Below are 23,847 nucleotides of genomic sequence, written 5' to 3' on the forward strand. Positions count from 1 at the left end.
ATCTCGTGCTAATATAGCGCGTTAGACCTCACAGGACGCAATGAGGTGACTTTTTGACATCAGATTACCTACGGCTTCACGACACTTATGACGAAGAAAAAAGCACATAAACCTGGCTCGGCAACCATTGCGCTCAACAAGCGTGCCCGCCACGAGTATTTCATTGAAGAAGAATTCGAAGCTGGCCTTGCGTTACAGGGCTGGGAAGTTAAATCGCTGCGTGCGGGTAAAGCCAACATCGGCGACAGCTACGTGATCTTCAAAGACGGCGAAGCCTTTCTGTTTGGCGCGAACTTTCAGCCGCTGACGGTCGCCTCGTCCCACTACGTCTGCGATCCCACCCGCACCCGTAAGCTGCTGCTGAACAAGCGCGAGCTGGATTCCCTTTTCGGACGCATCAACCGCGAAGGTTATACCGTCCTCGCCCTGTCGCTGTACTGGAAGAACGCCTGGTGCAAAGTGAAAATTGGCGTGGCGAAAGGTAAGAAGCAGCACGACAAACGTAACGACGCCAAAGATCGCGAATGGCAGGTTGATAAAGCGCGCATCATGAAGCACGCAGGCCGTTAATATCCGGGCACTTATTGAGCGATTCAATAAGTTAGCGTTCCGGACTGGTATCCGGGCTGCGAATTCTGGTATACTTGCTGTAACACTATTGGGGCTGATTCTGGATTCGACGGGATTTGCGAAACCCAAGGTGCATGCCGAGGGGCGGTTTGCCTCGTAAAAAGCCGCAAAAAAATAGTCGCAAACGACGAAAACTACGCTTTAGCAGCTTAATAACCTGCTAAGAGCCCTCTCTCCCTAGCTTCCGCTCTTAAGACGGGGATCAAGAGAGGTCAAACCCAAAAGAGATCGCATGGAAGTCCTGCCTGGGGCTGAAGTGCTAAAACTAATCAGGCTAGTTCGTTAGTGGCGTGTCTGTCCGCAGCTGGCGTGCGAATGTAAAGACTGACTAAGCATGTAGTACCGAGGATGTAGAAATTTCGGACGCGGGTTCAACTCCCGCCAGCTCCACCAAATAAAACAAGGGGTTACGTGAAAGCGTAACCCCTTTTTCTTTAGCAATGGCGGCAAAATGGCGATAGGTCATAAGCCAGCCATCAGTTCTTTAGGTGTTCACTCATCTTAGGAAAAGTCTTAATCATTGGAAGCCCTGATGCTTAGTAGGTAAGAAAATAAATCCGTAACTTCGGGATCTAACTGTCATGAGGAGGCAAGATGTTTTTCCACAGCAAAGAGCAGGCCTTAGAACATTTCCATAGCCGTTTTAGTAATAATGAGTTCACTTGCGTAATCAAATTTCATGAAATCTTTGGTAAGTATTCTTATGCTGTAGAGCCTAATTCTACAAACTTTGCACAGCAGGATAGCCAGGTTAACAATCCCTCGTCCTTAAAACAACCCTCTTCGAAGCGTAATAAATCAATATTAGGTGCACTATCTACCTCAAGTAAACCTGCATCGGAGGCTGGCTCATTTATTAATAATGCATCGTCAAAGTCTAAAAATAAATCAGTAAAGAGTAGTATAGAAGTAGACGATGAGCAGTTGTCAGACGAAGCTATTAGGGCAGTGATTGCAAGTAAAGCGAAACGCATAAAGCCGGTACCATATGTTCGTGAAGATTTTAGTTCGTTCTCAACACTAAATATCAATCAAAACGATTCAGAACGACCGCGTTGTATTTATTGTGGTGATTATAATTCCGGTATTGTGCGCGATCATGTAGTTTCTGTTGCATGGCGAGGTGGCAAGAGACACTATGACCGCCGCCATACCGTGCCTTCTTGCCCACAGTGCAATAATCTGCTGGGAGATAAGCCCTTACATAACATTGCAGATCGCGCAGCGTTTCTAGTTGGTGCGATTGAGCGTCACGAGCGTCGATTTTTGAATACTGCAGACAGGACTGCGGAGGAATTGGCAGAGCTAGATCATTTCTTGGCAATTACGCTAAAAAGTGCAATGTACGAAAAAGCAGTGGCTTTACAACGTATCGAATATGCTAAACAAGTTTCTGCAGGATATTACGATTATGCAACCATCAAGCATTTGGTAAAACAAGGCAAAGAAATCCCAGAAGAATAATCGGCAGGATCAATTTGATACTCATGATTATTAAACTTGGATATATATAACCCTTGATTATATTTTTTATTGCTATTTAAAGTAAAAAAAATTCAAACCCGCCAGTGGCGGGCTTATTCACTAGATAAGTTGCTGTTGAATTCCTTTTGGATGGGAAGGTGCAGAGCTGATTTTTTGCGGACGGCATACTGAACGAACAAATGTTTCATGCGTAACGAAGGTATGACCGCATTCAATGTTGGTACACTGGTTGTAACGTTCCTTAGTTTCGCTGGACACCTGAAAACTGCTGCGTGTATGTGCTGCCAGTCCGCACAATGGGCAGTTCATCATTATAGTTTCCCTCTCACCTTTGCTGATATCGCAATAATGATACATCATTACCCATTAATGAGAACTAATTATTCCATTTCGAGATCATCAATTTTCACTTCAAGCTCCAGACTGGTAACAAAGCCGTAATCCGGGCTGATGGCGTGCGTCAAAGTTGTTATGGTCCATTCCGCGTCATCTATTGGCTGCTTAAATCCGCTGACCTTCACCGGCATTTCCGTATAGAGATCGGCCCTGCCTTCTGCGAGCTGCAGGGAGAACGAAGCCACCCCGCGCTGCAGCCGTTCCCACTGCATTTTCGCAGCCCGTTCAGCGTTAGCCCTGTTTGCATAGGTCCGGTTAAGTACCAGCACGTTTTCATCCGTACCGACCAGGTAATCCCCCTGTTTAGCCTCCGGCTCATTTGGTTTCGTGGTCTTCCTGCGGCGGCGCTTAACTTTCGTCGTTTCCTTTTTCTTTGGCTCCCGGGTATGCAGCCAGCTGGCAATAACGCCGGTATAAGCGCCACGATCTGCCAGGGTGAAACGGTGGCCGTCACCATCTTTTCGTGTGATGGTCACAACCGGCAGCGGCTTTCCGCTTGCCGTTCTCCCCTGCCCCTGCCGGATAAACAGCAGGTTGCCACTTTTGACTGATGCTATAGCCCCGTACTGACGCGCCAGCTTCATCAGAAAACTTGCGTCGCTTTCGTTCGTCTGGTCCAGGTGATCCAGTGGCCGGTCTGACAGGTCCTGACCGATAGCCATTTGCAGATTATGGCGGGTGGCGATTTCCCTGATAACCTCCCCCACGGTTGTCTGATGCCAGGACTTTTCACGGCGGATATTCAGGGTTGCCCGGAAATCAGCACTGCGGGCGCGAATCGTGAGGCGATCAGGCGCGCCGCTGTGCTCAATTTCATCGACGGTAAAAGCGCCTTTAGGGAAGAGTGGCTGGCCTTCCCACCCCAGCGCAAACTGAATCACCGCACCACGACGCGGCAGGACAATCTGCCCGTCCGCATCATCCAGTTCCAGATCAAGCTGGTCCGCTTCAAAGCCCCGGTTATCGGTGAGCATCACGCCCATCAGGCGGTTATTCAGTGCGGTTGTAACGTCCTTACCTTCGATAACAATACTGAAGGCCGGGCTTTTTCCGTACAGGCTTAGGAGTTCAGAACTGAAATTCACTGCAGCAACCCTCCAACCGTATTAGTAATATTCCCTATCGCAGACGATGCAGAGTCTTTCAGGTTACTGAGCTGGTCACTCAGGCTGCCGAACATACCGGACAGCGATTCATCCACCCGTTTGAGCGTCAGCGTAAACTCAATCCGCCGTGGCATCCCGCTTTCGAAAAATTCTGTCTTTGTCTGGCTCAGGCCCTCAATCACGAACATGCCGTATATGGTCCCGCTGCCCTCGATCAGGGGCCATGCCTTACCCTGTTCCGCCATCTGCTCCAGCGCCAGCAGTGACAGCCTGCCCCCAGTGATTTCCGGCAGCAGGACGCCGGACATCGTCAGTGAATCGTTATCCGGGCCAAGAAACTGCGTTGACGGGCGGCGGTTGATGCGGCCGTTAACCGCGTGCCGCCAGTTGCGCTGATACTGCAGCTCCTGATACGGCACCGTGCGCAGCATGAAAACGTATAGCCCCAGCACCATCATCATGATTCATATCCCCCCTGGTCACTGTAATTGCTGCGCGCTTTCGCGCGGGTGCGGCGCTCGCGCTCGTCGAGCTGGCGGGCAACTTCGCGCGCAATATCCTGCGGATTCTGCCCTGGCTGCGCATGAATTGTGATCGGCGCGTGCGTTTCAAAGTGCATTACTGTCGGTGCGCGCTCCGCCTTCGCGGGCTGGCTCTGTTTGTATGCCATTGCGGGAAGGCTGAACGGATGCAGGGGGGCGGCTTCTGCAGGTGCCGCCGCCATGCCCAGGGTTCCGGCCACAACCGAAGCCAGCGCCGCCGTGCGCCGCCTGCTGGTCACGTTTGCCGGGCCGTTCACAATTTCGGGGCCATTCTCTCCGACTATGCCAAACTGGCCGCGCGGGATTGCGCCCCCGCTGTCATACATGCCCGCAAAGCCCATCATGGGAAATCCGCCAGGCGGCAGCACCACTTTCCCCTCACTGTTCACCGTGGCGGGCTGTTGCTTCACCACCTGGCCCGGCAGCTTCGCTTTCGCAGCCTCCTGGCTGACAATGCCCAGTTTTTCAAGCAGCCACGACACGCCAGATTTAAGCGACTCCAGCGGCTGCATCACCATGTTCAGGCCTTCAGCCAGGGCCTCACCAAACCTTTTCCCCATGGCGGCTGCGTTGTTCAGCTCCTCAGCCGTGGATTTAACCGGCATCAGCAGATCCCGGAACCATCCCCAGAGCGCCAGCACCTTATCCCCTATCCACTGGAATAAAGGCCGGACAGGCTCAAAGGCTGCGCTGATGGGGGCGGCCGCAGCCCTGAACCCTTCCACCACGCCGCCCAGAAAAGCGCCGATTGGCTGCCAGTACTTCCAGATGACCAGTGCCGCCCCCGCAAGCGCAGCAACTGCTAGGCCTACGGGACTAAGTAGCGCACCCAGTAATCCCGAAATACCGAACAGCGCGCCGCGAAGTAATGCGAGCGGGCCGGATACCAGAAAACGCAGGACGCCTCCGGCAGCGGTCAGCCCTCCACGAAGCGCCGCCAGGGGATTCATCACCGCGGCTATCACGCTGCGCGTTCCGGCCATTCCGGCGCGGAATACTGCCAGCGGCGCACCCGCCACCGCCTTTAGTGCATTGCCCACGAGTCCGGCCGAACGCTGTAGGGCATTCAGCGGGGCAGTAAGCAGGCCAGTGCCAGCCCCCGTGGAAGCCATTCCGCGCCGTAACAGGGAAAGCGGCGCATTCGCCAGCCATGTCAGCGCGCTGCCGGTGCGCGTAACCGCCGCGAATACAGACGGCAGCGTTTTTACGCCGAGCATGGATAAGCCAAACCGTAGAACCGCCAGCGGCCCCAGCACAGCCGCCACCACAACGGCTAACGTACCAAGCCCAAGCGTGATCGCAGCGGTAGTGGCTGCCACTTTCATCAGCGTGCCTGCCAGCTGCGGATTAACTTCAATCCAGCGCCGTAGCGCCCCGGTTACGCTTTTCACATAATCCATGATATCCATCAGCGGCTGGCGCAGCGTTTCGCCCAGGCTACTGAAGGCATTCTGCGCCCCTGTTTTTACCAGCATCCACTGCGCAGAAAGGGAGTCCCGGTTGATGTCCGACTCTTTCTGCATTGAGCCATTTGCGCTATTACCGGTAGTGAGCTGCAGCTGACGGCGTAGCTCAGGCAGGTTGTTAGCCAGCTTTGCGGCATCATCGCCATATTCCTTGCCAAACAGCATTGTCATGGCGGACAGGCGCTTGTCCTGCGGCAGCTTTTCCACCTTTTCAATCACCCGCAGAATGGTGCCCATGGCATCCTTCGTCATCTGCTTTTCAAGCTCTTCAGGCCTGAGCTTCAGCATATCCATGCCATCCATAAAGCGGTCACTTTGCATGGTGGCAATGGACAGCTCACGCACCATGGCGTTTGCGGCGCTGGCTGCCACTTCCGGCGCGGCGCCCAGTGACAGGAACGTGGAGCCAAGCGCCGCAGCCTTGCGAAAGTCCAGACGGTCAGCCACGCCCCCCATGCGCTGCAGCACGTCGATAATGTCCGCGCCCTTAGACATCGCGTTATCGTCCAGGTAGTTCAGCGCATCGCCCAGTTGCTCAATATTGCGGGTCGGCACCTTGTAGAGACTGGCGATTTTACCCAGCCCTTCGGACAGTTCATCGGCGGGCAGTTCAAACGCGGTTGCCGCTTTGGCTGCCGTACTGGCAAAGGCCAGAAGGTCACGCTTCTGGTCTTCCCATGAATCATTCGGGTTCGCCACGTTCATACGTGCGCCACCTTCGACCAGGGCGGCATAGTCCACCGCGCCATTTTCCATGGGCAACTGTTCGCTGGCAGCCTTGATCGCATCCTGCATTTCATAGAACCGGGCGGTGCGGTTGCCGTCATCGTCACGCAGTCCATTGACCTGCTTTGCCACGCCTTTCATGGCATCTTCCATGCTGGCATAGCCCTTCACCGCCGCCACAACCGGTGCGCCCATTGCCAGCCCTGCAGCTGAGGTTGTGGCCCCGGCTCCGGCGATGCGATCCCGTACCTCCAGACTGCGGGAGTACCGCTCCCTGACGGCGTTAACCCTGGCCTGCTGCTCACCGAGCCGTTTAAGGGATTTCTGCTGACGGTCCAGCGCCTGCCGGGTTTCGTCGGCATTCTGGCGCAGCTCGCGCTGGGCGCTGCTGAGTTTGCGGGTATCCATTCCGGCCTCGTTCAGCGCAAGGCGCTGCTTCTGCACCGACTGGCGCAGGCCGTTGTATTTAATCTGCAGCTCCGACACGCGGTTTCTGGCCTGCTCAAGCAGGCGTGCCTGCGCCGCCGTCGGGCGGTTTGTGTTGGTAAACTGCGTGGCGAGCCTGGCCGCTTCTTCGCGCGCGGCTTTGAGGTTATTACCGGTGATTGCCAGCTGCGCGCTGGATTTACGAAAGCCATCAATTTTGCCCGCCTGAGCGTCTAACTCTTTCAGCCTGGCGCGGCTCTGTTGAATGGCGGTAGCCAGCTCTTTTGAACTGGCCTGCGCAGAACGGAATGGGCGGGTGAGCTTATCAACCGCATTTAGAATCACCTGCAGGCGCAGGTTAGTGTCACTCATCGCTGGCCCCGCTTCTCTGAATCGCTTTATGCCGCCACTCCAGCACCTCGGTCAGCGGCATAACGTCAGTGACGGACGGCGGCCAGTGAAAAATGGTGGCGATATCAGCCACCAGATCGTCAACCGTCAGGCTGTCGGTAAACCGGCAAGCACCGACTTCTTCAACAAAAAAGTCACCACCTCAACGGACAGCGCGGTGAGATCGGCGGGGTCCAGCTCTGCCATTTCCTGCGCCGTCAGGGTCGGCGTGGAGATACGCGGGATAACGGTCATCATTGCGCCCACGTCCATATCCATGATGGCCTGCAGGCGGGTGCCACGCAGCGCGCCGGACTGCGGTTTGCGCAGTACAATTTCCGTAATTTCACTGTTACCACGTTTGATGGGGGTATCCAGCTGTACGGTCTTTTCAGTCAGCTTGTCGGTCATGTTCTTTTCCTGTTAATGGATTACTGGCGCGGCTGCCCGCGCCGTTAAGTTAATCAGAGGCCCAGGGCATTACGGTGCGCTTCCATCAGGTCCACGCCGTCAACGATTTCAATCATGTTGACCAGATCGACCTCATAGAGCACTTCACCGTTGATCGTCAGCTTCGCGTAGCTGTTGGTGCTGCTCACTTTGGTGGTGTTGCTTTCGCCGGTCTTCCATTCCCCGGAATCCAGCTCCTTGTGTCGTCCGCGCACGACCAGCTCCACGGCCTGCACTTCCCCGGTGTCGTCACGCTGAATGGAGCCGGTAAAGCGCAGCTGTATGCCGTCAACAGTGGTCGATCCCATCTGCCTGAATAACAGCAGTTCGGTGCCCCCAACTGAAAATTCCGTGTCCAGCGCGCCGTCATCCAGCCCCAGATCGATATCCACCGAGCCGGGCATACCGCCGCCGCGATACTTTTCAAACTTGCGCGTGAATTTCGGCAGGGTGACTGACTCAACGATCCCCTGCCAGTTGTTACCCGCGTTGAACAGGTTCAGGTGTTTTAACTTGCGTGGTAAAGCCATGGGGTCCCCTTACGCGCTAACCCGGCTGGAGAAATCCAGCAGGTATTGATCGGTGATGCGCTGGCGCAGCATCAGGTTTTCAAGCGGTGGCACCGGCGTGTAGTCGTAGTCGATAGTGAGCTTCCCGGCCTTCAGGGAGTCCTTATCGTTCACGGATTCATCCAGCCAGCAGTCTGCACCGATGATGTAGCCCTGCGTTTTGAGATTGCGCAGTTTGGCGCGGATACCTTCGATAATGTCACGGGCCAGCGACGGGTTAAGCACGCCATCCACTGCCCACATGTGCGCTTCTGCGATGGTGTCAGCCAGCACCTGCGCTGTGCGGGTGTAGTTTTCAAAGGCAAACAGCGGATCGTCACTGAGGCAGCGGGAACCCCAGAAGCGGAAGCCGTCTTTACGGATCAGCGTGGTCACATCGTTCTGGTTGAGCACTCCCGCATCAGTGGCCGGGTCCTGCAGATCCCAGAACACATCTGCAGAAAGGCCGGTGACGCCGTTCACGCCCACGTTGGACAGTGTTTTGTGCCAGCCGGTCTGTTCGTCGATTTTGGCGCGCAGGCCGAGCGCACGGGCGGAGGCGTAAGCCGTCGCATCTGCATTCAGCACGGTGTCAAAGTTGATGAAATCAGGCCAGATCAGCATCCCTTCGCGCTGGCTGAAGTTATCGCGGTAGGCAATAGCTTCCTCCAGCGTTTTGCAGCCGTAGGCGGACAGGTAGGCAAACCCGCGCAGACTCTGCGCCACGCTGAGCAATTCTGTGGCAACCGCCTGCGTGTCATGCCCGGGCACGCCGAGAATGCGCGGCTTGACGCCGAGCTGTGACTGCGCCGAAAGCAGGGCCTTGATGCCGGTTTTCTTTCCGTCAGCGGTCACGCCGCCGATGATGTTGGAGGTGGTTTCCGCTTCGGTTTCGCCCTGCGCCACGCGCACGACAACCGTCACAGGTTTTGCCTGGTCTGCAATCGCATCCAGCGAGCGGGCCAGCGTGCCGGACTCGCCCGCTTTGCCGCTGGCGGTCAGTACATCAGTCAGCAGGACCGGCTTGTTGAGGGGAAACATGGCAGCATCGGCATCATCGCCGGTGCAGACCATGCCCACGATAGCGGTGCTCACCGTGGTAATGGATCGGGTGCCGTCGTTGACTTCAATAACGCGCACGCCGTGGTGGTAATCCTGAGCCATAAGGCAGTCTCTCCGGTTACAGGGGGTCTGCTTATGTTCTGGGTGATGAGCCTGTAACGCACGTTACCCGCTATGTACCACTGATGGCACAATAAGAATCCGCACTGTCAGACGGGCGTCATCCCACCCCCTACCCATGAGCAGCAGATTGCAGATTGCAGATTGCAGATTGCAGATTGCAGATTGCAGATTGCAGAAAATGATAAGCAGAGCAGAATTGCTGATGCCAACAGCTTCATGAACAAAAAACAGTGGCCTGGCAAAGCAGCGCTTGGTCGGATTAAGGGGGACGAGCTGGCACAGTACAACGCATGGCTGGATTATCTTGATGCGCTGGATGCAGTAAATGCAACCAGCGCACCGGATATAATTTGGCCTATATCTCCGGCTTCGGCGGAAGGTTAATTTCAGGGGCGGTGCTGGTATCAACTTTGGTCAGTTTGTAACGGTACCGCTGCCATTCAGCCAGGCGTGGCACGTCTGCGTCGTCAATATAGCCTCCAGTCTGAGCATCTGCCAGTGGGGCGATAACCTCCGCAGCCTCTGCCAGTAACGCGGTTTTCTGCCGTTCGGCCTCTGCGACATCGGCAGCGTACTGCGCTTTCGAGTCCGTTACCCACTGACTACCATTCCATTTATCATATGGCGTTGCAGGGGATTGCGTGGTGGTATTTTGCGGATAATCACCTGGCACAGTAATGGTAATTTTTTCACCTGTCATTGTGCTGTATACCACCTCACCGCGATGATCAACAATATACTCCCAGGCTTTGCCATCCGATGTTCTGCAAACAGCAAAGCCTTCTTTGATTATGTTCGGCGCATCAATACACGAGTTGGCAGGAATACCCACTCCCATAGCCAGATACTCGATCGATGAGGAAAGATATTCTCGCGTCTCACCATCGTAGTTGAATACAGTGATATCGCCCGCCTCGGTAGCAAGTAGTTCACTGTTTAATTTTGCCAGAACCATTATGCCGCCCTCACAATATAGTTAAACGCGACGTTCCAGGGACGTGTATCCGCTGGGATAACATATGCATCACCAGAAGCCGCACCATTATCGTTATTAATAGAACCTGCCGCGCCATTGGTATTTTGACATGTAATGTTGACGGCATCGGACAAGATGATAGAACCAGGGTTAAATGCTCCGGCAAATGTTGAAAGAGAAAAACCCAGGTAACCTACACGGGGTCCCTGCCCAGTGTTGATAGCCCGACCAGAATCAACACCCCGGCTATCATCCCAGCCACGAATAAAATATCCCCGGAGATCAGGAAGCGTACCCGCTGGGTAAGCAGACGCTAGTTTTGGATATTTTGCTTTGTCAAAAGCCGCGCCATTGCATTTTATCCATCCATCTGGCGGCGTTGCCTGCGGCCACGGAATGGGAACGCCTACTGGTAAAGCCGAGCCTTCCCCTAAACCCAGGTAATCAAGAATGCCCGCCACCGACTTGCCGGACAGATCGGTTAAGGTGCTGTTTAGCGGCTGCTTGCCAGCAAGGGCATTTGTCATGGTAGTGGCGAAGTTTGGATCGTTACCCAGCGCCTCTGCCAGTTCGTTCAGCGTATCCAGTGCCGCCGGGGACGAAGCAACCAGCGCCGCAATAGCTGATTTAACAAAGGCAGTGGTGGCAATCTGCGTATTGTTCACCGTCTGCGCGGCAGTGGGCGCGGTTGGCGTTCCGGTCAGAGCAGGGTTTGCCAGCGGGGCCTTAAGCGCCAGCGCATTGTTTATCGTTGTTGCCACCGCCTGCACAAAGGCCGTGGTGGCAATCTGCGTATTGTTCGCCGTCTGCGCGGCAGTGGGCGCGGTCGGTGTTCCGGTCAGAGCAGGGTTTGCCAGCGGGGCCTTAAGCGCCAGCGCATTGTTTATCGTTGTTGCCACCGCCTGCACAAAGGCCGTGGTGGCAATCTGCGTATTGTTCGCCGTCTGCGCGGCAGTGGGCGCGGTCGGTGTTCCGGTCAGTGCCGGGCTTGCCAGCGGGGCCTTCAGCGCCAGCGCATTGTTGATGGTGGTGCTGAAAGCGGGATCGTTGTTGATTGCGGCGGCAAGTTCTTTCAGCGTGTCCAGCGTGGCCGGTGCACCGTTAATCAGGGCAACCAGCGCCGCCTGTACAAAGGCCGTACTGGCAATCTGTGTTGAGTTATTTCCCGCCGGTGCGGTTGGCGTTTTCGGCGTGCCGGTCAGCGTCGGACTATCTTTTGGCGCATACTGACTGTGAGGATCTGCAGCAGCAAGGTGCTTTGCCATCAGGTCATCCACATACACCTTAAGCTCCAGCACCTTATCATCCACGTACTTACGGGTTGCCAGCACCACGGAAGGGTCAATTTTAAGCGTGATATTATCGGTACTGCTGGTAATCAGCACCATGCGCACCGTCTGGGTACGCCCGCTTCCCTCTGCCAGCTGCGGCTTGTAACTTTCCGGGCAATTACCGACGGCAATCAGCGCGCCGGTATCGTCGAACAGCCCAACCTCACGAATCCACCAACCGCCCTCCGTTTCGGGGATCACCTGCTCAGCAATCATCTGGCTGCTGTTCTGCGGATCGATATACAGCATATTGAGGTCGGCGCGGCGCTTTTCGGCTACCAGTTTTGTCTGTTGTGCGCTGGGCGTGGGCAGTACACCGCCACCATCACCCACCGCCATCTGGGTAATTTTCAGCGGAACACCGAGTGCGGCGGCGCTTGCCAGTTTCGCCGCGCCTATCTCCGTCAGCAGGGTATAAAATTTTGCGCTCATGGATTCACTCTCATTGTGTCAATAACATGGACCGCGCCGCCCTCGTAAGCGGTGCCGCCGGAAATAATGGTTTCGTTGATGTACGGATAAATCGTGATTTCTTCGCCGGTATAGGTAGCAGCACCTACCCACAGATCGCCGCTGGTCTGCAGGTTAATGGACATACCCACCAGGTGACGGCTGCACGGTTTGGCATCACTAATCAGCCGCTCCAGCTCCAGATAGGTTTCTTCCGTAATGCCCTGGTCCTGCACGCCGATATCCAGGCGAAACGTGCCCGGCGCTTCACCGGTCTGCCACCACTCAACGATGCGGATCAGAAAGCCGAACGGCTCCACGACACGTCGCACGGCGCTGGTTGTTCCTTTGTGCTGATGGATATAGAAAGCGTCCTGCACCACCCGGCGCTTCACGCTTTCGGTCCAGCTTTCGTCCCAGCGGTCAACGGAAAAGGCCCAGGCCAGATACGGGAGAAAAGCAACGGGACACGTTGCCGGATTCCATAAATCACGCAGCGGCACCTGCAGATCGGATATCCCACTGCAGGTCTGCGCCAGGCGGCGCTCAAGCGGTGACGAACCGGGCGGCAGCAGGTTATTCATCCGTGCCCCCGTTGGTTACGCTCCATTCCGTACAGGATGCTGCCTGCGTCTTATCCAGCACCACATCATCCAGCGGGGACGCCAGTTCCACACGCTGGACACCCTCAACATGCAAAGCGGCATAAATCGCACTACGCCGGATATCACGTCCCAGCCGCGTCTGACTGGCGATGTACTTCTGCAGGCTGGCTTTAGCCTCAGCCATCACCGGCTCAGCTTCCGGGCCGGGATACAGGAAAATCGTTGCATCAACGCGGTACGGGATAATTTCGGCGCTGCGCACCATCAGGCGATCCGCAACCGGGCGTACGCTCTCACTGTTAAGCGCCTGCTCAACAACCGCCAGCAGCTCCGCCCCTGCCGTACCGTCTCCCTCACGGCTCAGCACGGTAAGCAACACCTCCGCCGGTGCCGGACTGGTTGCGCTGGCGTCCGCCACGCGCCCGTCCGCACTTTTAGCATGAAACTCATATGCCGCCGTCGGCCCCGCAACGGACAAACCTTCGAATGCAGCAGGAACACGCAGACGCAGCGCCTCGTCACTTTCCATAACGGCAGCGACCGGCGGCACCGCATCGTTGTCGGCAGGCGTTACTATCAGGCGCGTCACGTTATAGTTGGCCGCCAGCTGATCGAGATCGCCGCTCATGGCATACGCCACCATGACCGCCTGCGCGGCTTCATTGACACGCTGCAGTAACAAAATCTCGCGGTAGGTGTTTTCCTGCAGCAGTTTGGTGACGGGTTCAGATTCCAGCTCAAGCGTGCGCCGCACCGCGTCCTGTTCATCTGCCGGATACAGGGCCACAAACGCGGCCTTACGTTCAGCCAGAAGCGATTCAAAGTCCGGCACCTCAACGATCTGCGGCGCAGGGAGCCGGGAAAGGTCAATTGCTGCCATTGTCTGCTCCTGTTGATACCGAAAGGGACACCGGCGCGCCGTTAGTGCGCTTCCCGGTTAGCTCAACCACCATTGAGCCGTCAAAGCTGCTGCTGATAGTGATGGAATCCAGCGTAATCCGTGGTTCCCATCGACTCAGGGCTACATAGACCGCAGACATGATCTGCAGGCGCAGCGCCGGGTTCTGCGGCTGGTCTATCAGGGCAGACAGCAGGGAGCCGTATTCGCGGCGGGCAATACGGCTCCCCTGCGGCGTCAGCAGAATATCCCGCACCGACTGGCGCAGATGGTCCGTGTCCGTTATTGCCCTGCCGCTACTCTGGTTCATGCCGATATAAAGCGTCATACCGGCCCCCCTGATTTATCGCCGCCGGACTTAACGCCGGTGTGACCGTGTTTATCCACCACGATCCCGTTAGAACTCATCGCGCCACCGCCCTGGGTGACGCTGCCGTTCATCACGACCTCGCTGTTAATACGGGTGCTGTCAGCCTCCACAACAAACTCACCGGTTTTCAGGGTGATATTGTCAGCCGCCTCGATCACCATGGATTTGATACCTTTGACGTGCCAGCGCCCGGTGGCGGGCTCGTACTCAAACCATCCCCCGTCCGGGTATTCCGTCACGCAACCGTCCACGGAATCCGACGGCGGCGCAAACTTATTGGAGTAAATGGCGGGCAGTGCAAAGGCGGTTTCAAGATTCCCGCCCATGCTCAGCACCACTACCTGCTCTTCCGGCGATGGGCACCACCAGGTGCGGCCTCCTCCGGCCCGCAGCGTAAGCCAGTTAATCCAGTTGGTTTCAAGCTCACCAATCTTTACCCGGCACAGCCAGTTTTCCCGGTCCACTTCGGTCACGGTGCCGGTGCGGATCAGGTTGGTGATAAGGCGCATGATTTCGGTCAGTTGTGCGTTCATAAAATGAGAATGAACTTGATTGCTAACCGAAGAAACCGCTATAAATTGTTTTAGCAACCGTACAATGACGGGTAATCAAACAAAGGTGTTTAAGTGGAAGAATCATGCATCGAAATTAAAAATATGGTCGAAGCACTGCCTATCAATGCTTTAAAAAAAGCCTTACATTTAAAGCTTAGTGAGGCTAGATTGGCAGCATCCAACTTTCAGGAGTCATCGCATCTTGCACCATTTTTACAGTCTTCAAAGGAAAAACAATTTTATGACCAATTGTGCTTTTTCATTGAACGCACCAAAAACATCAAAGCAAGCATCATTGACTGTAATAACACTATTAAAAAGACACGAGCAGAAATTTCACTCTTAAAACGTAAACAAGAGCTTGAGCACCATTTCTTCCATTCATTACAATGCGACTTTGCTAATAACTTAGAAATTATTACCAACTGTTTGACTGATGGAAATACTTTCTCAAACATATCAAATGAAGTAGCATATAAAATTCAGCAAAAAATAAAACAAGCTGAAAAAATTACAGAAAATGAAATAACAGATTTATTAAACAGTCTCGACTACTTACCAATAAGCCTCAAACATTTCATTCCCGGCATTTATATTAAAGAAGGTGAATATGAAAAATTCAGCCTCGCTAAGAACAAACTAATCACCTTAAACAAAACAGCTAAAAGCAAAAAAACCCAAAGCAGATTAAGCGAGCACGCCAACCTATTTAAAAAAATCAATGAAATGGAAAGAGCACCCGAAAAAATTGCTGAAACCATTTTCTTATGGCGTAAAGAACTCATGTATTGCTTCAGGATCAATTACAAAAAGGAAGATATTTCGCATACTCCCTCACTCTTGATTAAGGAGTCATATTAAAATTTAGAACGAATAAATAGTTAAAAAATACACTTACAGTAAATTTATTCATTAAGTTACTACCGTGTAAAAAAAAACTTATAGATCAAAGTTCCGATTTCGCGGTTATACCCTAGAAGTCGCCTTTCAGCATATCTTATTTGTATGCCATGACGGTTAACGCGATCACGTAAGCCATAATGATGCACCCGCGCAATGCGCTGCACCTCCTCCGTAAACTGCACGCTGGCTGAATCCGTGCTGGCTGCAGTTTTCAGGTACTTTGCTGTTCGCAGCTTTGCAAACATCTGACGCTTGATACGCCCCTTTTTAGTCCGGGCCGTGACCTTTCGCGGCTCGTACCCACTGCCGTCAGGGTTACGCTGTAGCCTGATGTTCTGCTGTTGATTCCGGCGCAACTCCTGCGCCAGCTGACGCATCATGCGGCTGCGCGCGGCAGGCTCCAGATTCGCCAGCAACGCCGCCAGCCAGTCATCTACCCTCTGCAGATCACCCATGCTTCACCGTCCACATTTCTTCCGGTACGTCCGGTTCTGGCACCGCCTCAACGCTCGACACGCCCCCATCGGCGCTGACCAGCACGCGCTCGGTCAGCTGCAGGTTCAGGCTGATATCGCACACATCATTGCGCAGAATATCCACCTCAAAAGTGAACAGCTTTTCGCGCAATTCAGGGTTGTTGATTGCATCCGGCTGATTGTCCGTGAGCCAAAGCAAAACGGGCGCCATCAGCAGATTCTGGTCCCCGCTGAAATCCTCGATCACCACGTTCAGGGTGTATCGGTACTCCCATGACATGGAGCTGGCCCCGGTTGCCACCAGTGAGCCGTTATCCACAAACAGGTGCAGTTTGTCCGGGTTACTGCGGACATACGGCACCGCCTTATTCAGGGCGCTGCGTAAAGACTGCGGCTTGTTCACTGTCTCGCTCCTGACACGCAATTATCGTGTCCACTTTGTCAGCACACGCCGCCCAGGCGGCCTCCGTTTCATCCAGCACCGCATTCAGATCGCCGTTACTGCGCGGCGCTGACCTTTCCAGGCGGCACTGCGTCACTCTGGGACAGCCACTCACGGTAAGCTGCACCTCCGGCGAGGGCCGGACGCTCCCGCAGCCGGATAATGTCAGCAGGCAAAGGAGTGTCAGCCCAGCGGCGCAAATACTCGTTTTCACGTTTCAGTTCCTCTATCCGGTGCTGGCGGTTGCGCAGAAGCGCGGTGGTCTGCTCCGCCGCCGCATAAAGCCGCGTCTGCTCCCGGCTGTTGGTTTCAGTCAGAATGGACAGGCCGATCAGCTGGCTGTTTTTCTTCGCCAGTTCCTGCGCTTTACTTTTCAGCGCCACGCCCTGCGTCTCGATGGTGTGGTTGGCATTGTTAAGTCGCCAGGACTGCCAGTCCAGCGCCGCAACAGTCAGCGCCAGCACTACAACTAATGCACGTGTCATACGCCAGCGCCTTTAAGGCACCAGGCCAGCTCCCGCGCGCGGCGGTTCTCCAGCCCTTTGTTTTTCTGACCATTAACGTAAATCCAGCGCGGCAGCTGATTGCACGCCTGCCACCACTGCTGGCGGTTGATGTAGGACACCATGGTGGATCGGCATATTGCGCCGGTACCCACGTTGAAACCGATGCTTACCAGCGCATCGTAAACATGCTGCGGGGGCCTGACCTTCAGGCAGGCATCCAGCCTTTTTTCCGTCAGCAACACGTTGCTGATTAACCCCTGCGCCGCCTGCCGTTCCGTAATAGTTTTGCCCGGCACCACGCCGGACGTATTGCCGATCCCGTCAGTCCAGACACCCGCGCTGCACTGATAAGGCTGCAGGCGGCACCCCTCGAAATCGGCTAACAGCTTCAGTCCCTCGACTGAGGTATTCAGCGACTGGAAACCGGGCAGCGTGGCGGCGATAGCCAGCACCACCCCGACAAGGCAGCGTTTAACGGTTGAAGGATTCATATTCCCCCCGCGTGATTTGCCCGTCGCGCAGCAGCTGGTAGGTTTTGTGCTTGTAATACCAGTTGATAGCCAGCATCAGCACACCAATCAGCACGCCGCCAACCGTTGAAGCATCCTTAAGCGACAGATCGCCCAGCCATGCCAGCAAAACAGCGATGCAGTACGTGATAAAGGCGCTGATTCGTTCAAGCGTCATAATTCAGTCCCATAGCTGGACGGTCTGCGCCGTGGTTGTCGCCGGAATGTCCGGCAACTCCACCTGCAGCCCGTGCGGTAAAAAAGGGCCATACTCAGCCAGCCCCGGATTTGCCTGCAGAACCTGCTCGGTGACACCCTGCGTGCGCCCGTAATGACGCCAGCAAAGCGCGTCCACCGTGTCATACTGGTGCGCACGCACTTTCATCAGATAAGCTCCACCGTGCAGTGCGGTGCATCCTGCACCCGGCTGATAGCCCAGCGGGCATCACGCCACAGATCGCCGCTGGCCTCCGCCAGTTCCTCCCCTCGCTTTACCCCGGACGCCGTGGCGTCATAATCCTGGTAACGCTCATTGAGCACGGCGCGCGCCCAGCAATACACGGCGTTAAGGTAGTGCTGAATGCGCTCGCTTTTGCCGTCCAGCATTTCCGCCGGTACGCCAGCCAGATCCCGGTAGCCCAGCATCTGCTGGCGGTTGCGGAAGTCGTACAGCTCAGCGTTAACTTCGGAAATGGCTGTCAGCGCAACCTGCCTCAGACGGGGCTGCGTCACCGTGCCGTCAGTGCGCATCACACTGCGAAATTCCGACAGGTCCACATCAGGCCAGAACGGCGTATTTTTAATAACGTCCGCCTGTTCCGGTGCCTGTTCTGGCGCAATAAACTGCATGCGGCTTTCTCCTGAAATAGTGGGCGGTGGACGGGGTTTTGATGTGGCAGTGCCTTTCGCAACCCCGTGCCGCCCGTGCGCGGGGCACGTTCGTTAGCGGCTGTCACTGCGCAATCTGCGCTCCAGCTGCTGCTTTTCTTTTTTCACGCCGCAGCGGGGATCGAGCTGCAGCGCATGGGTAAGGTGATTCAGGGCTGAAGCCGGGTTGCTTTCGGTGAGTACCGCGCCGATGGCTTTGTGCAGGCGCGCCCGGGACTGGTCCGGCATATCCTGATCGGTTGTCAGGTCCAGCGTCTGCAGGAGCAGATCGGCATCAAAACCGGTGGCGGCCAGCAGGGCGCTTTGTGCGGCGTCCGCCATTTCTTCCGCCAGAACGGTCTGCACGTTGCGGTTGCCCAGCGGCATCACCCAGCCATGGCGCAGTGCATGACGCCCGATCTCCAGCGCACCGGCATAATCACCGGCGTCGATACGCCACAGCATCACGTACATCAGCACGTCATCCTGCTGCGCACCTCCGGCAGCCAGTACGCCCTCCGCCCAGGCGGCATATTTCGGCAATAGTTCGACCTTGATTGCCGCCTTTTTCACGGTGGACTGAATACCCTTGAGGCGGCGGCGGTCTTCTGCCAGCTGGAGCAGCATCAGGTCATAGCCGGACGCATGGCGAACACTGCCGCCCTCCCGGGCGGCCTGTTCGGCCTGAATGCGCAGGCGGTGCTGCCGTGCGGGACTCAGGCTCATGCGTTACTCCCCACCTTCCGGCGCAGCTGGCGCGGTGAAATCACCGATTTCGATGTTTTCGACCAGGGCCGCGCAGCGATAATCTTCAATCACATACGCTTCGTTGACGGATTCGAAGTTTTCAATCCGGTCACGTTTCGGGTTGTCGATAACAGAACGGCGGCGGGTGTCCTCCTGCCAGTAAATGGACAGGTTATCCAGACGGGTGATCAGCAGGGCATTCGCCGGGAAGAACGGCGCGCGTACCGCCTGCAGACCGCCCATGCGTTTCTGACTGATAATCAGATCGGCGGCGATTTTCTCGCTGTTTTCCTGCTCTTTGTTGACCAGCGGGAAATACTTGTCAGACAGCAGTTCACGACCGCAGATAACAACCAGTTCGTCATCGTCCTGGTAAACTACGTCGATCAGTTCATTGACCGCATCCATCACCACGGCGTCCAGGTTGGCATAGTCGCCGCCCTTGCCCACCTTCACCGCGCCTGCAGTGGTGGAGCCGTCCTGGGTGGTGCTGCCCAGTACGTGGTCCGGTGCGTCTTCGCGGATTTTCTGCAGCCAGCCCTTATTCACGTCCTGCAGCAGTGGGTTTTCAGCGCGGTTAGAGGTTTTGGCGCGCTTCACACCGTTAAAGCCGATCATGATGCGGTCCAGCGCCTGGCGCTTGATGATTGCGTTACGGATACGCACCTGGAAGTCCTGGAATTTCGCCCACAGGTCCAGCTTTGCGTAGGTCAGCACCGTGTCAAAGTTGGTCTGTTCGCATTTATATTCCACGTCTTCCATCAGCATAGGATCGGTAGGTTCGCGATCTTTGGTCGTGGTGTCGGTGGTTCCGGCAATGGTGGAGCCAACACCCAGTCCAAGCAGCTGACCGGACTGCTCCGCAACCGGCGTGATGTTAATCAGCGTCAGAAAAGCGGCGGACTGCTGGATCTGGTCTTCCAGCGTCTGCTGCACGGACGGGTCCACGGTGAACTTGCTGGAAAGCTCTTCCACTTCCACGTTGTTCAGGCGCGCCAGCTGCTGCAGATAGGCGTTAAAGGCAAAGCGGGTATTCTTTTTCATCGGGTTTTATGCTCCATCAGCAATTGGTCAGGGTGCCTGCCGGTGCGTCACCGCCCGGCGCGCGCTGGCGGTAATCTTTACGGCTGTCTTCACGGCTCAGCTGCTGCTGAAGCTCGGCAAAGGCGGACTGCTGCTCCTGCAGCGAGGATTCAAGTTCAGAAATGCGCGCGTCCTGATCGGCCAGGGATTTATCGGTGCGCTCGCTCAGGTTCTGCTGCTCGGTGGCGACCAGCTCAACGGCTTTGTGCACGTCGGAAAAACGCGCATCATCGGTCTGCTCTTTTTTGGTGAACAGCGCGGTGACACGGGCAAAAAGGGACGGTTTTTCGTCCTGGGTTTCTTCCAGTTCGATCAGCGTTTCTTCAGCGGCGGTAAAGAGGTTTTCCGGATTCTGTTTGCGGTTAGCCAGCGGGTTTTGCGCGGCGCTGGCGCTGAAGGTCAGCATTTCGGTGCCCAGACTCGCCGGATCGTCAGTGGCGGCCAGGCCGACAAGGTAGGCTTTGCCGGTGTCGGCAAACTTCGGGCTGACTTCCATGGAGGTGAAAAGCTTCTGGCCTTTTTTGACCAGTTCAACCAGAGAGCTGGTCGGCTCCACGTCAGCATATAGAGCTATTTTGCCCTTCAGCGGGCCGTCCTGGATTTCTTCAGCAACCAGCCCCGTCACCCTGCCGTAGCGGTTAAAGGTGCTGTCCGGCAGATATGACTTGATATGCTCAAGGTTAATCAGCGCGGTGTAGACCGCCGGGTTGTAGCTGCCCGCCATCTGCTCCAGCCATTCGCGCTGGATTTCGCGCCCGTCGGTGGTGGCACCTTCCACCCCGATACGGAAACGCTTTGTCTTCACTGTCATGAGCCGTGCTCCGTTAGAAAAAACTTACTGGAGCCTTATGGTTGCGGTGATGGGGGGAGTGAAACAACGCGCGGCGCTTGTGCGGTCGGCCATACAAACCGCAGCCGGGGAAAGCCAACAGTCAAGGCCGTAGGCTTGTGCCATGAACACGACACTGACCCCCGCAGACCTCGATCCCCGTCGGCAGGCTATGCTGCTGTACTTTCAGGGATACCGCGTAGCCCGCATTGCTGAAATGTTGGGCGAGAAAGTTGCAACCGTTCACAGCTGGAAGAAGCGCGACAAGTGGGGCGACTATGGGCCGCTGGATCAGATGCAGCTCACTACCGCCGCGCGTTACTGCCAGCTCATCATGAAGGAGCAGAAAGAAGGGAAGGACTTCAAGGAAATTGACCTGCTGGCACGTCAGTCAGAGCGCCACGCACGTATCGGTAAATTCAACGATGGCGGGAACGAGGCTGACTTAAACCCGAAGGTAGCCAATCGCAACAAAGGTCCGCGCCGTCAGCCTGAAAAGAACGTTTTCACCGACGAACAGATCGAGAAGCTGCAGGAGGTTTTCCACGGCTCGATGTTCGCCTACCAGCGCCACTGGTACGAGGCAGGCAACCGCCACCGTATCCGCAACCTGCTTAAATCGCGCCAGATTGGGGCAACCTTCTTTTTTGCCCGGGAGGCACTGATTGACGCCATTACTACCGGCCGTAACCAGATTTTCCTCTCAGCCAGCAAGGCGCAGGCCCACGTTTTCAAGCAGTACATCATCGACTTTGCAAAAGAGGTTGATGTGGAGCTGAAAGGCGACCCGATGACGCTCAGCAACGGCGCGTGCCTGTACTTCCTCGGCACCAACGCCCGCACGGCGCAGAGCTACCACGGCAACCTGTACCTGGATGAATATTTCTGGATACCGAAATTCCAGGAGCTGCGCAAAGTGGCGTCCGGTATGGCCATCCACAAAAAATGGCGGCAGACCTACTTTTCCACACCGTCCAGTCTGACCCACAGCGCATATCCGTTCTGGTCCGGCGCACTGTTCAACCGGGGCCGCAACAAAGCGGACAAGGTGGATATTGACCTGACCCACAGCAATCTGGCCCCGGGCCTGCTCTGCCCGGACGGCCAGTACCGTCAAATCGTCACCGTGGAGGATGCGGTGCGCGGCGGCTGCAACCTGTTCGACCTCGACCAGCTGCGCATGGAGTACAGCCCGGACGAATACCAGAACCTTCTGATGTGCGAATTCATTGACGATCTGGCGTCAGTATTCCCACTGAGCGAGCTGCAGGCGTGCATGGTGGACAGCTGGGAAGTGTGGTCCGATTTTCAGGCGCTGGCGCTGCGCCCGTTTGGCTGGCGCGAAGTCTGGATCGGCTATGATCCGGCGAAAGGTACGCAGAACGGCGACAGCGCCGGGTGCGTGGTCATGGCACCGCCCACGGTGCCGGGCGGCAAGTTCCGCATTCTTGAGCGGCACCAGTGGCGTGGGATGGACTTCCGCGCCCAGGCTGATGCCATTAAAAAGCTGACGCAGCAGTACAACGTGACCTATATCGGCATTGACTCGACCGGCGTCGGCCACGGCGTCTATGAGAACGTGAAGGCGTTCTTCCCGGCGGTCCGGGAGTTTGTCTACAACCCCAACGTCAAAAACGCCCTGGTGCTCAAGGCATACGACATTATCAGCCACCGCCGCCTGGAGTTTGACGCCGGGCACACCGACATTGCGCAGTCATTCATGGCTATCCGCCGGGCCACCACCGCCAGCGGGAACCGCCCCACCTACGAAGCCAGCCGCAGCGAAGAAGCCAGCCATGCAGACCTGGCCTGGGCAACGATGCACGCACTGTTTAACGAACCGCTGCAGGGCGAAGCCGCTAACACCAGTAACATTGTGGAGATTTTTTGATGGGCAAGAGGAATAAAAACCGCGCTGCAGCTGAACAGAGAGTTCAACAGAGCAGCGGTGTATCTGCAGAAGCATTCAGCTTTGGCGACCCGATCCCGGTACTGGACCGCCGGGAATTGCTGGATTATGTGGAGTGCGTGCAGATGGACCGCTGGTATGAACCGCCGGTGAGTTTTGACGGGCTGGCGCGCACCTACCGCGCCGCCGTGCATCACAGCTCACCGATTGCAGTGAAACGCAACATTCTGACCAGCACCTTTATCCCGCACCCGCTGTTGAGCCAGCAGGCATTCAGCCGCTTTGTGCAGGACTATCTGGTATTTGGTAACGCCTACCTAGAGAAGCGCACCAACCGCCTTGGCGGTATTCTGTCGCTGGAGCCATCACTGGCAAAATATACCCGCCGCGGCGTGGATCTGGATACCTACTGGTTTGTGCAGTACGGCATGACTACGCAGCCGTATGAGTTCACCAGAGGCAGTATCTTTCACCTGATGGAACCGGACTTAAACCAGGAGATTTACGGCATACCGGAATACCTGTCCGCCATCCCCTCCGCACTGCTGAATGAGTCCGCTACGCTGTTCCGCCGCAAGTATTACATCAACGGCAGCCATGCGGGGTTCATCATGTACATGACCGACGCCGCGCAAAACCAGGAGGACGTGAACAACATCCGCCAGGCCATGAAAAACGCCAAAGGGCCGGGCAACTTCCGCAACCTATTCATGTACTCGCCCAACGGTAAAAAGGACGGGATTCAGATCATCCCGCTGTCAGAGGTAGCGGCAAAAGATGAGTTTCTGAATATCAAGAACGTGAGCCGGGATGACATGATGGCCGCGCACCGTGTTCCACCGCAGATGATGGGGATTATGCCGAGTAATGTTGGAGGATTTGGAGATGTGGAGAAGGCAAGCCTGGTTTTTGTCCGTAACGAACTACTCTATTTACAAGAGCGGCTAAAGGAAATCAATACATGGCTTAACGAGGAAGTTATTTCGTTTATAGATTACTCGCTGAAAAGCCTTTAACATGCAAGCCTTAAATACTGTTAATT

General features: G+C 55.8%; 30 protein-coding genes, 1 other RNA gene and 1 pseudogene. 7 read left to right on the plus strand and 25 right to left on the minus strand.

Annotated features, from left to right (window positions below; translation table 11 throughout):
* The first annotated feature begins 87 nt into the window (after positions 1-87).
* From smpB to SOM40_RS17585, 3 genes are all read left to right on the plus strand, one after another.
* A complete protein-coding gene (gene smpB, locus SOM40_RS17575) occupies positions 88-570 on the plus strand; it encodes an SsrA-binding protein SmpB (protein WP_039030084.1) in 483 nt (160 codons plus the stop codon).
* A gap of 90 nt (positions 571-660) precedes the next feature.
* Positions 661-1,023, plus strand: a transfer-messenger RNA (tmRNA) gene (gene ssrA / locus SOM40_RS17580).
* Between the two features lie 201 nt (positions 1,024-1,224).
* Positions 1,225-2,094, plus strand: a complete 870-nt coding sequence (locus SOM40_RS17585; RefSeq protein ID WP_320530431.1) for an HNH endonuclease — start codon at positions 1,225-1,227, stop codon at positions 2,092-2,094.
* A gap of 120 nt (positions 2,095-2,214) precedes the next feature.
* Here SOM40_RS17585 and SOM40_RS17590 read toward each other — a convergent pair whose 3' ends face one another.
* The 8 genes from SOM40_RS17590 to SOM40_RS17625 all read right to left on the minus strand — a co-directional run bounded on the left by SOM40_RS17590 (position 2,215) and on the right by SOM40_RS17625 (position 9,329).
* Positions 2,215-2,427 carry an ogr/Delta-like zinc finger family protein gene (locus SOM40_RS17590; RefSeq protein WP_320530432.1) on the minus strand — a complete coding sequence of 71 codons (213 nt, stop codon included), beginning with the start codon at positions 2,425-2,427 and terminating at the stop codon, positions 2,215-2,217.
* Positions 2,428-2,495: 68 nt separating this feature from the next.
* Positions 2,496-3,596: a phage late control D family protein gene (locus SOM40_RS17595; RefSeq protein ID WP_320530433.1), complete on the minus strand. Its 1,101-nt coding sequence runs from the start codon at positions 3,594-3,596 to the stop codon at positions 2,496-2,498.
* On the minus strand, positions 3,593-4,078 hold the full coding sequence (locus tag SOM40_RS17600; protein ID WP_320530434.1) for a phage tail protein: 486 nt from the start codon (positions 4,076-4,078) through the stop codon (positions 3,593-3,595). The genes SOM40_RS17595 and SOM40_RS17600 overlap by 4 nt, the downstream gene beginning before the upstream one ends.
* A complete protein-coding gene (locus SOM40_RS17605; protein ID WP_320530435.1) occupies positions 4,075-7,149 on the minus strand; it encodes a phage tail tape measure protein in 3,075 nt (1,024 codons plus the stop codon). Before SOM40_RS17605 ends, SOM40_RS17600 begins: the two co-directional genes overlap by 4 nt.
* A complete protein-coding gene (locus tag SOM40_RS17610) occupies positions 7,142-7,261 on the minus strand; it encodes a GpE family phage tail protein (RefSeq protein WP_007848878.1) in 120 nt (39 codons plus the stop codon). Before SOM40_RS17610 ends, SOM40_RS17605 begins: the two co-directional genes overlap by 8 nt.
* Before the next feature lie 14 nt (positions 7,262-7,275).
* On the minus strand, positions 7,276-7,578 hold the full coding sequence (locus tag SOM40_RS17615) for a phage tail assembly protein (RefSeq protein WP_059307185.1): 303 nt from the start codon (positions 7,576-7,578) through the stop codon (positions 7,276-7,278).
* Between the two features lie 53 nt (positions 7,579-7,631).
* Positions 7,632-8,147 (minus strand): phage major tail tube protein, encoded by a 516-nt coding sequence (locus SOM40_RS17620; RefSeq protein ID WP_320530436.1) that lies wholly within the window; start codon positions 8,145-8,147, stop codon positions 7,632-7,634.
* A 9-nt stretch (positions 8,148-8,156) separates the two neighbouring features.
* Entirely contained in the window at positions 8,157-9,329 is a 1,173-nt protein-coding gene (locus SOM40_RS17625; protein WP_320530437.1) for a phage tail sheath protein, read from the minus strand.
* 120 nt (positions 9,330-9,449) lie between these two features.
* On the opposite strand from SOM40_RS17625, the pseudogene SOM40_RS17630 reads away from it, so the two are divergent.
* Positions 9,450-9,734: pseudogene (locus SOM40_RS17630) on the plus strand (tail fiber assembly protein); the annotation flags it as partial.
* On the opposite strand, the gene SOM40_RS17635 reads toward SOM40_RS17630, so the two are convergent.
* Genes SOM40_RS17635 through SOM40_RS17660 form a run of 6 tightly spaced genes read right to left on the minus strand, consistent with a single transcriptional unit; the run spans position 9,706 to position 14,513 of the window.
* Entirely contained in the window at positions 9,706-10,305 is a 600-nt protein-coding gene (locus tag SOM40_RS17635) for a tail fiber assembly protein (protein WP_320530438.1), read from the minus strand. The pseudogene SOM40_RS17630 and the gene SOM40_RS17635 sit on opposite strands and share 29 nt — an antisense overlap.
* A complete protein-coding gene (locus SOM40_RS17640; RefSeq protein WP_501050321.1) occupies positions 10,305-12,089 on the minus strand; it encodes a phage tail-collar fiber domain-containing protein in 1,785 nt (594 codons plus the stop codon). Before SOM40_RS17640 ends, SOM40_RS17635 begins: the two co-directional genes overlap by 1 nt.
* A complete protein-coding gene (locus tag SOM40_RS17645) occupies positions 12,086-12,691 on the minus strand; it encodes a phage tail protein I (RefSeq protein ID WP_312997798.1) in 606 nt (201 codons plus the stop codon). Before SOM40_RS17645 ends, SOM40_RS17640 begins: the two co-directional genes overlap by 4 nt.
* Entirely contained in the window at positions 12,684-13,592 is a 909-nt protein-coding gene (locus tag SOM40_RS17650) for a baseplate assembly protein (protein ID WP_320530440.1), read from the minus strand. The genes SOM40_RS17645 and SOM40_RS17650 overlap by 8 nt, the downstream gene beginning before the upstream one ends.
* The gene (locus SOM40_RS17655; RefSeq protein ID WP_320530441.1) at positions 13,579-13,938 is read right to left on the minus strand and encodes a GPW/gp25 family protein; all 360 of its coding nucleotides are present in this window, start codon (positions 13,936-13,938) and stop codon (positions 13,579-13,581) included. The genes SOM40_RS17650 and SOM40_RS17655 overlap by 14 nt, the downstream gene beginning before the upstream one ends.
* Complete coding sequence (locus SOM40_RS17660) at positions 13,935-14,513, minus strand: phage baseplate assembly protein V (protein ID WP_320530442.1); 579 nt, start codon at positions 14,511-14,513, stop codon at positions 13,935-13,937. Before SOM40_RS17660 ends, SOM40_RS17655 begins: the two co-directional genes overlap by 4 nt.
* A 93-nt stretch (positions 14,514-14,606) precedes the next feature.
* Between SOM40_RS17660 and SOM40_RS17665 the strand changes: the two genes are divergently transcribed.
* Complete coding sequence (locus SOM40_RS17665) at positions 14,607-15,395, plus strand: hypothetical protein (protein ID WP_320530443.1); 789 nt, start codon at positions 14,607-14,609, stop codon at positions 15,393-15,395.
* A 59-nt stretch (positions 15,396-15,454) separates the two neighbouring features.
* On the opposite strand, the gene SOM40_RS17670 is transcribed toward SOM40_RS17665, so the two are convergent.
* The 11 genes from SOM40_RS17670 to SOM40_RS17720 all read right to left on the minus strand — a co-directional run bounded on the left by SOM40_RS17670 (position 15,455) and on the right by SOM40_RS17720 (position 20,878).
* A complete protein-coding gene (locus SOM40_RS17670; protein ID WP_320530444.1) occupies positions 15,455-15,892 on the minus strand; it encodes a phage virion morphogenesis protein in 438 nt (145 codons plus the stop codon).
* Positions 15,885-16,316: a phage tail protein gene (locus SOM40_RS17675; RefSeq protein WP_320530445.1), complete on the minus strand. Its 432-nt coding sequence runs from the start codon at positions 16,314-16,316 to the stop codon at positions 15,885-15,887. The genes SOM40_RS17670 and SOM40_RS17675 overlap by 8 nt, the downstream gene beginning before the upstream one ends.
* Positions 16,279-16,527: an Rz1-like lysis system protein LysC gene (lysC, locus tag SOM40_RS17680; protein WP_231736662.1), complete on the minus strand. Its 249-nt coding sequence runs from the start codon at positions 16,525-16,527 to the stop codon at positions 16,279-16,281. The genes SOM40_RS17675 and lysC overlap by 38 nt, the downstream gene beginning before the upstream one ends.
* Positions 16,412-16,840, minus strand: a complete 429-nt coding sequence (gene lysB / locus SOM40_RS17685; protein WP_320530446.1) for an Rz-like lysis system protein LysB — start codon at positions 16,838-16,840, stop codon at positions 16,412-16,414. Before lysB ends, lysC begins: the two co-directional genes overlap by 116 nt.
* Entirely contained in the window at positions 16,837-17,352 is a 516-nt protein-coding gene (locus SOM40_RS17690; protein WP_320530447.1) for a lysozyme, read from the minus strand. Before SOM40_RS17690 ends, lysB begins: the two co-directional genes overlap by 4 nt.
* Positions 17,333-17,548: an HP1 family phage holin gene (locus tag SOM40_RS17695; RefSeq protein ID WP_039029573.1), complete on the minus strand. Its 216-nt coding sequence runs from the start codon at positions 17,546-17,548 to the stop codon at positions 17,333-17,335. Before SOM40_RS17695 ends, SOM40_RS17690 begins: the two co-directional genes overlap by 20 nt.
* Before the next feature lie 3 nt (positions 17,549-17,551).
* Entirely contained in the window at positions 17,552-17,755 is a 204-nt protein-coding gene (locus SOM40_RS17700) for a tail protein X (protein ID WP_039029574.1), read from the minus strand.
* On the minus strand, positions 17,755-18,219 hold the full coding sequence (locus tag SOM40_RS17705) for a head completion/stabilization protein (protein WP_320530448.1): 465 nt from the start codon (positions 18,217-18,219) through the stop codon (positions 17,755-17,757). The genes SOM40_RS17700 and SOM40_RS17705 overlap by 1 nt, the downstream gene beginning before the upstream one ends.
* Positions 18,220-18,312: 93 nt before the next feature.
* The gene (locus SOM40_RS17710) at positions 18,313-18,963 is read right to left on the minus strand and encodes a phage terminase small subunit (RefSeq protein ID WP_320530449.1); all 651 of its coding nucleotides are present in this window, start codon (positions 18,961-18,963) and stop codon (positions 18,313-18,315) included.
* 3 nt (positions 18,964-18,966) lie between these two features.
* Positions 18,967-20,028, minus strand: coding sequence for a phage major capsid protein, P2 family (locus tag SOM40_RS17715; RefSeq protein WP_320530450.1), 1,062 nt, complete (start codon positions 20,026-20,028; stop codon positions 18,967-18,969).
* 16 nt (positions 20,029-20,044) lie between these two features.
* Entirely contained in the window at positions 20,045-20,878 is an 834-nt protein-coding gene (locus tag SOM40_RS17720; RefSeq protein ID WP_320530451.1) for a GPO family capsid scaffolding protein, read from the minus strand.
* A 142-nt stretch (positions 20,879-21,020) separates the two neighbouring features.
* Here SOM40_RS17720 and SOM40_RS17725 point away from each other — a divergent pair, with 142 nt between their 5' ends.
* On the plus strand, positions 21,021-22,787 hold the full coding sequence (locus SOM40_RS17725; protein ID WP_320530452.1) for a terminase ATPase subunit family protein: 1,767 nt from the start codon (positions 21,021-21,023) through the stop codon (positions 22,785-22,787).
* The gene (locus SOM40_RS17730) at positions 22,787-23,821 is read left to right on the plus strand and encodes a phage portal protein (protein WP_320530453.1); all 1,035 of its coding nucleotides are present in this window, start codon (positions 22,787-22,789) and stop codon (positions 23,819-23,821) included. The genes SOM40_RS17725 and SOM40_RS17730 overlap by 1 nt, the downstream gene beginning before the upstream one ends.
* Positions 23,822-23,847: the final 26 nt, after the last annotated feature.

The sequence above is a fragment of the Leclercia sp. CFBP8987 genome (assembly GCF_034044995.2).
In the GTDB taxonomy this organism is placed as follows: domain Bacteria; phylum Pseudomonadota; class Gammaproteobacteria; order Enterobacterales; family Enterobacteriaceae; genus Enterobacter; species Enterobacter tamurae.

Coding starts and splice junctions, on each gene's coding strand:
- smpB (WP_039030084.1), top strand. CDS start 88: ATGACGAAGAAAAAAGCACATAAACCTGGCTCGGCAACCATTGCGCTC.
- SOM40_RS17585 (WP_320530431.1), top strand. CDS start 1,225: ATGTTTTTCCACAGCAAAGAGCAGGCCTTAGAACATTTCCATAGCCGT.
- SOM40_RS17590 (WP_320530432.1), bottom strand. CDS start 2,427: ATGATGAACTGCCCATTGTGCGGACTGGCAGCACATACACGCAGCAGT.
- SOM40_RS17600 (WP_320530434.1), bottom strand. CDS start 4,078: ATGATGATGGTGCTGGGGCTATACGTTTTCATGCTGCGCACGGTGCCG.
- SOM40_RS17605 (WP_320530435.1), bottom strand. CDS start 7,149: ATGAGTGACACTAACCTGCGCCTGCAGGTGATTCTAAATGCGGTTGAT.
- SOM40_RS17615 (WP_059307185.1), bottom strand. CDS start 7,578: ATGACCGACAAGCTGACTGAAAAGACCGTACAGCTGGATACCCCCATC.
- SOM40_RS17620 (WP_320530436.1), bottom strand. CDS start 8,147: ATGGCTTTACCACGCAAGTTAAAACACCTGAACCTGTTCAACGCGGGT.
- SOM40_RS17625 (WP_320530437.1), bottom strand. CDS start 9,329: ATGGCTCAGGATTACCACCACGGCGTGCGCGTTATTGAAGTCAACGAC.
- SOM40_RS17635 (WP_320530438.1), bottom strand. CDS start 10,305: ATGGTTCTGGCAAAATTAAACAGTGAACTACTTGCTACCGAGGCGGGC.
- SOM40_RS17640 (WP_501050321.1), bottom strand. CDS start 12,089: ATGAGCGCAAAATTTTATACCCTGCTGACGGAGATAGGCGCGGCGAAA.
- SOM40_RS17645 (WP_312997798.1), bottom strand. CDS start 12,691: ATGAATAACCTGCTGCCGCCCGGTTCGTCACCGCTTGAGCGCCGCCTG.
- SOM40_RS17650 (WP_320530440.1), bottom strand. CDS start 13,592: ATGGCAGCAATTGACCTTTCCCGGCTCCCTGCGCCGCAGATCGTTGAG.
- SOM40_RS17655 (WP_320530441.1), bottom strand. CDS start 13,938: ATGACGCTTTATATCGGCATGAACCAGAGTAGCGGCAGGGCAATAACG.
- SOM40_RS17660 (WP_320530442.1), bottom strand. CDS start 14,513: ATGAACGCACAACTGACCGAAATCATGCGCCTTATCACCAACCTGATC.
- SOM40_RS17670 (WP_320530444.1), bottom strand. CDS start 15,892: ATGGGTGATCTGCAGAGGGTAGATGACTGGCTGGCGGCGTTGCTGGCG.
- lysB (WP_320530446.1), bottom strand. CDS start 16,840: ATGACACGTGCATTAGTTGTAGTGCTGGCGCTGACTGTTGCGGCGCTG.
- SOM40_RS17690 (WP_320530447.1), bottom strand. CDS start 17,352: ATGAATCCTTCAACCGTTAAACGCTGCCTTGTCGGGGTGGTGCTGGCT.
- SOM40_RS17695 (WP_039029573.1), bottom strand. CDS start 17,548: ATGACGCTTGAACGAATCAGCGCCTTTATCACGTACTGCATCGCTGTT.
- SOM40_RS17700 (WP_039029574.1), bottom strand. CDS start 17,755: ATGAAAGTGCGTGCGCACCAGTATGACACGGTGGACGCGCTTTGCTGG.
- SOM40_RS17705 (WP_320530448.1), bottom strand. CDS start 18,219: ATGCAGTTTATTGCGCCAGAACAGGCACCGGAACAGGCGGACGTTATT.
- SOM40_RS17710 (WP_320530449.1), bottom strand. CDS start 18,963: ATGAGCCTGAGTCCCGCACGGCAGCACCGCCTGCGCATTCAGGCCGAA.
- SOM40_RS17715 (WP_320530450.1), bottom strand. CDS start 20,028: ATGAAAAAGAATACCCGCTTTGCCTTTAACGCCTATCTGCAGCAGCTG.
- SOM40_RS17720 (WP_320530451.1), bottom strand. CDS start 20,878: ATGACAGTGAAGACAAAGCGTTTCCGTATCGGGGTGGAAGGTGCCACC.
- SOM40_RS17725 (WP_320530452.1), top strand. CDS start 21,021: ATGAACACGACACTGACCCCCGCAGACCTCGATCCCCGTCGGCAGGCT.
- SOM40_RS17730 (WP_320530453.1), top strand. CDS start 22,787: ATGGGCAAGAGGAATAAAAACCGCGCTGCAGCTGAACAGAGAGTTCAA.